A 5,873-nucleotide genomic window follows, 5' to 3' on the forward strand; every position below is an offset into this window, starting at 1 on the left:
CATCCAGCATTCCCTCGAAGCCGGAGCGGACAAGCAGCCTGCCGCCTACTTCGACGCGCTCCGACTCATCCAGAAAGGCTTCCCGCGGAATCATACCGCGGCCTCGCTTGCGTTCGGTGAAGTTCTCGGCAAAGGGGATAAAATCACGGTCAGCATAAAACCGGAGCAGGCGGAGGAGTACTTGAAGATTCTCACGGAGGTGATGGAGGCCTCCACGCGCGCCTGGCAGCAGGCGGGATTGGACATCAGCGGTGACATTAACCGCGCGGCGGGGATTGCGGCGGCCAGCCTCGATGCCGCGGCCGCGGAAAGAGCCGCCCGTTATGTACTCCAGACCGCGCTTGCGGTCGGCACGGGAACCGATGACCAGGACAGCAAGCGGGCGGGCCTTGCCGGGATCCTCGAAAAAATCGCTTTGCACCTGCAAACGGCGCCGGAAGAATTTTTAGACCAGATCGTGACGCTCGCCGGCCGCTCGCAGAGCGGAAGCATTCATGCGTTCCTTGCCCTGAAGCTCTACGCGCCCGCGCTTTCCTTTCTCGCCGCGCAATCAAAACCGCAGCAGATCGAAAAAATTTTCAATGCGCTCCTGGAAGAGGTGCGCACAGCGGCGCCGCTTTCCGGCTCGAACCAGGCCGTGCAGATCGTGCTCCAATATCTCATTCAAATCATGAAGAGGCTGCCCGATACCGCGCTCGAATCCGCGATCAAGTCGTGGTTTGATCTCATGCCTCTTTTCGCCGGCCCGGGCGGAGAAAAGAAATTGCTTCGCTACGAAACAGCGGAAGGCTTGATCGTTCTGGCAAAAAAGCAGGCGGGCATTCCGGTCATGGAGTTCGAATACGGTGAAGCCGCCAGGCTGAACGACCAATTGCGGGGCCTTTTTACCGCGGAGGATCCCGGCCGGCCGGGACAACTGCTGGTTACGCGGGCGAATTTCGATCAGGCCGTTGTGGATCTCCAGGGAGATCCGGCCCAGCGCATCGGAAAAATTCAGGCTTATGCGCGGGCGATGCACGATGATGCCGTGCGTAAAGCGGCCGCTCAGACCAAGGCGCCGGAGGAAGTTCCCGACGACGGCCTTTGGTTCAAGTCCGAGCTGCGCACGACGGACTGGAGCAGCCTCGACATGGACGGCCTGCTCGGCGTGCTGGCCGGCATCCAGGGCCAGGACAGCGCCGCGCATGAGGCGCGCAGAGTCGCCGCGGGATGGATCAACAGCAAATTGACGGAGATGGAGGACATTCCCCGCGTCGTCGAAACCCTGGGCAAGGCGATGGACGCGGTGGACCTGAAAAGCAAAGGCGCGGGGCCCGTCCTTTATTCGATGGCCATCACCTACGGCAATGCGCTGAGCGTGGCCAAAATTCCGGACCATGAAAACGCGGTCCGGAAGTACATGGACTGGATGCGTAGTTTGCCGAAATTCGACGAGCGCGCGGAAAGTTTGGGCGAGCTGGCCCACATTCTCGAGAACATGGGCGAATTCATGGACCCCGCGGAGCTTGAGGCGGCCTCGAAGTTTGCCCTGGAACTTTTCCCGCTCATACGGACCTCCGACGGCGACGCCGCGCGCGGCCTCCGGAGTCTGGCCATGACCTGGCGGACGTTCTCCCACTTTATTCCGGATGCGGAAGTTTCCGCCGCCGCGCGCGAACTGGTCTCGCAAATGAAGAACCTCGACTTCGATGGGGCGGAAAACGAGATCCTGGAACTCCTCGCCCAGGCGATGCAGGAACTTTTCATGCGTATGGACCCGAAAGATATCCGGCCGATTGTGGACGATCTGATTGCCCTCCTTGCCGCGCATGAAGGGCATCCTGGGACGAAAGAACGCGTGATCACCGCACTTGCCGACCTGCTTGCCGTGGCCGCCCTGCGGATCGCGGGGCTGGAAGTTTCCGAAGAATCGCCGCTGGGCTCGCCGCTTGTCTGGATTTTTGGAGCTTCTTCGGGCACGGCGCCCTTCGTTAATTATTTCCCCCGCGCCGGCAAATTCGATGACGTGATCGGCCACCTCAAGGCGTCTGAAGATCCGGACGTGGTGATCCCGCGCCTGGAGGGCTATGCGCAAGGCATGGTGGATACCGTGGCGCGTCAAACGGGATCGCCGGCGGAAATGCCCGACCTTCCTCCGGACGACGGCTTCTGGCTGGCCAGCCAGCTGCTGCCGTGGGAAGGACCGGCCCATGCCGAGCTCAGGACCGACGCGGCTAAAGACGTCGACCTCGAGCAGGCGCTCCGGCAGATCGAGCGCGTCGTGAACGAGCCGGCCGTGGCTTCGACGCTCGAGCCGTATTTTTTCCGCATCAGGATGATCATCGCTTTGATCATGCATGCCGGAGATGCCGAGAAGGTGGATGCCGCGGCCGGGGTTGCGAGAACGCTGCTTCCGAGGCTGCTCCAGGTTCTTGCGCAGCTAAAACCTGAAACCGCGGCCGAAGGTTCTTTGGAGGTCGATCTTCTCGAATTGGTGCGGGACAGCCTTGAAGTTTTCGAAGGATGGAAAAGCAGTAAGGACCGGGCCGTTTCCATGGAATCCTTGATCCGCATTCTGGACCGCAGCGCGCGCAATCCCGTCTCGGCCCAGAGATTTGCCGCTGCTCTGCCTCTCTTCAACTTTGAGCGCCTGGACCCGCAGCAAGGGCGCCTCCTCGCGAAAGCGGTCCTGAAAGCCATGGCCGCGTTTCCCACCGGCAATCCGGGCCTGGCCCGGATGATCGCGGCCTATAGCGAGAAGCTGGCCAGCCTTTTACAGGAATATTCTTTAGAACCCGCGGAAGCGGATGCGGCAAGTGATCTTCTGCTTGAGCTTTTCGGCCGTGTGGATTCCTTGCCCGCGGCGCAGCAGAATCTCGGCCTCGCCCTGGCGGAAATCATAACGGAAGGCGCTCCCGCGCGGAGAGAAGACCATGAGATAAAAATGCGGGAAGTCCTACGCGGCATTACTTCGGTCAACGGGCGCCCGGGCCTCGCCGAGGCTTTCAGCCGTCTTCTCGCGTACGAAAGCGGCGTGGCTTTGCTGGACAACGACGTCCACCGGGCGGTCCTGGACGTTTTCGAAGCGGCGAGCCCCGACGGCGCGCGCTCGCTATTCCCGGAATTCGGGTCCCTGAAAGCGATGGCGGGCGAATTGCAAAACGCCAAGACAGATAAGCTGCGCGCTTCCAAAATGCGGGAATACGCGCAATCCCTCCGCGACCTCGCCTCGCGGGCGGAGCCTCCCAGCACCGGAACTTCCGAAGCCCCGGCCGACGGCATATGGACACGGACCGAGCTTCGCACCGGCCAAGAGCCGCAAGATACGAGGGCGCTCATGCGGCTTCCGTCCGTTGAAATTTTTAAATTTCTAGGAGCCCTGGACCCACAGGCCTTGGACTATCCAACCCGCTATGACAGGATCAAGTTTGCCGTCGAGCAGAAAGTAAGCTTGTCCTCCCTTGAAGAAATTGGAAAGGTGATGGACATGATGCGGGACGTGCTCGATTCGATTCCCGAAAAAGGAAAAGGGACCAATCTTCAGCTCGGGCTGTGGTTCGAAATCGCGGCGGAAATCACGGGCCGCATGGCTCCCGACGAGATGCTGCCCGAAGAGATCCTGCCTCAGGCCAAGAGGAAGGAATGGATTTCGACCTTCCGCCGCGCTCTGGAAAAAGTCGCGCCGGAAGGATCGATTGATCCTTACGTCGCTTTTACCAGAGCCGCGGGCGTGTTCCCGAGGCTTGCCAATCTCCGCAATCCGGACCTGAAACCCGGCATTTTCGCCGCGCTGACGTGGCTGGTGTCGAACGCGGGCACGGATTCACGCGGCGATTTCCAATTGGACAAACAGCTCAGCGAAGCGTACGAAGAATTTTTCAATCACAGCGAAGGCGCTGCCGCGGATGCCGTTCTCGAGAGCTTCAAGATTTTTATCCCGCGGCTCCTGCAATCCGGCCATTTGGCCGGTGTTTTGTCGGATGAAGGCGCGAAGGCGCTCGATGCCGCGGCGAAGTCCGTGACAAAGGCAAGGCTCGGAGAAGTAATCGATTTGACTTTGGACTTCTCGGAGCAGATGCCGGACAGGAGGGCCGCCGGGCTTGGAGGCGGTTTGGGCGCGCTGCTGGCAGGCATCGTGGGCGAGATTTCGATCCACAACGCGCTGGCCGTTGCGGTGCTGCGCCTGGCGGATCTCGTGCCCGACGAACACCATGACTTGCACGGCAAGCTGATCAAATTTTTCAAAGTCGATGCCGCGCGCAAGGCCCTGCGCCAGGAAGCGGTGAGGGGACAGCTTCACGGTTTTCTGACGGGAAGCGCCACGGACGCTCTGCGCATCCAGAAAATAGCGGGATACGCGCAAGGCCTTGGAGGCGAAGAAATGCGGCAGAGCCCCGCCGGGGAAACGCCCGAAGTTCCCGAAGCGCCTAACGACGAGCTTTGGTTGAAGAGTGAATTGCGCGCCGGCAAAGGGCCGCAGACGCTGCAGGATTTCCTGAAGCTGACGCCCGTCCAGATTTTTCAGGCCCTCGGCGCCCTTCAAGCCGGCGAAGAACATCTCCAAGAGCGGTTCGAAGCGATCGTGGAAGCTTTCCAGCAGAAAATGATGAGGCCTTTGGATGAAACCGGCCGGGTCCTGGATGTGATGCGTAAAGTCCTCGATTCGATTCCCGAAAAGGGCGCCGGCAACAATCTTCAGCTGCAGGTCTGGTTTGCCGAGGCGAAAGAAATTACCGACCGTTTCCGGGACATCCCTCGGGAACTGCTTCCCGCGGCCGCGATTGCCGCGTGGCTCGCAGACATCCGGCGCGCCCTGGGCAAAATCACCGCGGAAGGATCGCTCGAGCCGCGGGCCGCCTTGCTTCAGGCGGCCGCCCTGTTTGAGTCTCTAGCCGCCCTCGAAGATGCGGAACTGAAGCCCGCGGTTCTGGACGGGGTGACGTTCCTTGCAGCGAACGCCGGTGTCGCGGCCGAAGGCGAGAGCGACTTTGCCTTCGAGAGAACACTCACCGGCGTCTATCTCAAATTATTCGAAGTCAACAAGGGAGCTTCAGGGGATGCCGCGTTCGTCAGCCTGCAGGCGTTTGCCGCGCGTTTCCTGCAGCGCAGCCCCGCCGGAAATATTCTGATCGACAACGCGGTCGCGCGGGACAATTTCGCCTCGCTGCTCCCGGCCGCAGCCGCGAGCATCACGCCGGCGCGGGCCGACGACCTGATGAACATGGCTCTCGACCTCTGGGACCGGCAGGAAGAAAGGCCGGCCCCCGCGGCCGGCATTTACGGCAACATGCTGGTCGAAGAAACCCTCGCGAATGCCGCGCTGCGCAAGGCCGGATTGATTCCTGAAGAGCAGCGCGTAACCCAGGCAGCGCTTTTCGATTTTGCCGCGCTCGATGCCGCGCGCACGATCCTGCGCCGGGACGCGGTGCGAGGTCAGATTTATACCTTCCTGACGGGAAGCGCCACTGACGCTTTACGCGCCTCAAAAGTGGGCGGCTATCTCCAGGGCTTGGCCGCCGAAGCGGCGCGGCAGAAACCCGCGGGAGGAACGGCCGAAACTCCCGAAGCGCCGCGCGACGGTCTCTGGTTTAATGAAGGAGCCAAATCCGAGCTTCGTTCGGGAACGCCTGAGAATTTCGAGGGCATGACCCCGTCCGCGCTGTTCGACCGGCTGCTGGCGCTGCATGGAGTTCCGGATGAGGAATTTTACAGGCGCACGGTGGATGGCATCCGGTCGGCGCTCGAGAAAAGGCTGGTCCTGACGGCGGCGCAGTCGGTGGAACCCGCGTCCCTCGACATGCTCGACGAAGGATTCCGCCGCATTCCGGCCGGCCAGCCCGCTTCCAATTTGCCCTTGGCGATATGGGCGACGCTCGCCTCGAGAGCCGCGCCGC

The 5,873-nt window shown here is 61.5% G+C and carries 1 protein-coding gene; it reads left to right on the forward strand.

Annotated elements, in window-relative coordinates:
- Nucleotides 1-5,873, forward strand: a 5,873-nt coding sequence (locus VL688_04025; protein ID HTL47214.1) for a hypothetical protein, incomplete at both ends; no start/stop codon positions are given.

Source organism: Verrucomicrobiia bacterium, from assembly GCA_035495615.1.
GTDB lineage: Bacteria > Omnitrophota > Omnitrophia > Omnitrophales > Aquincolibacteriaceae > DATJFP01.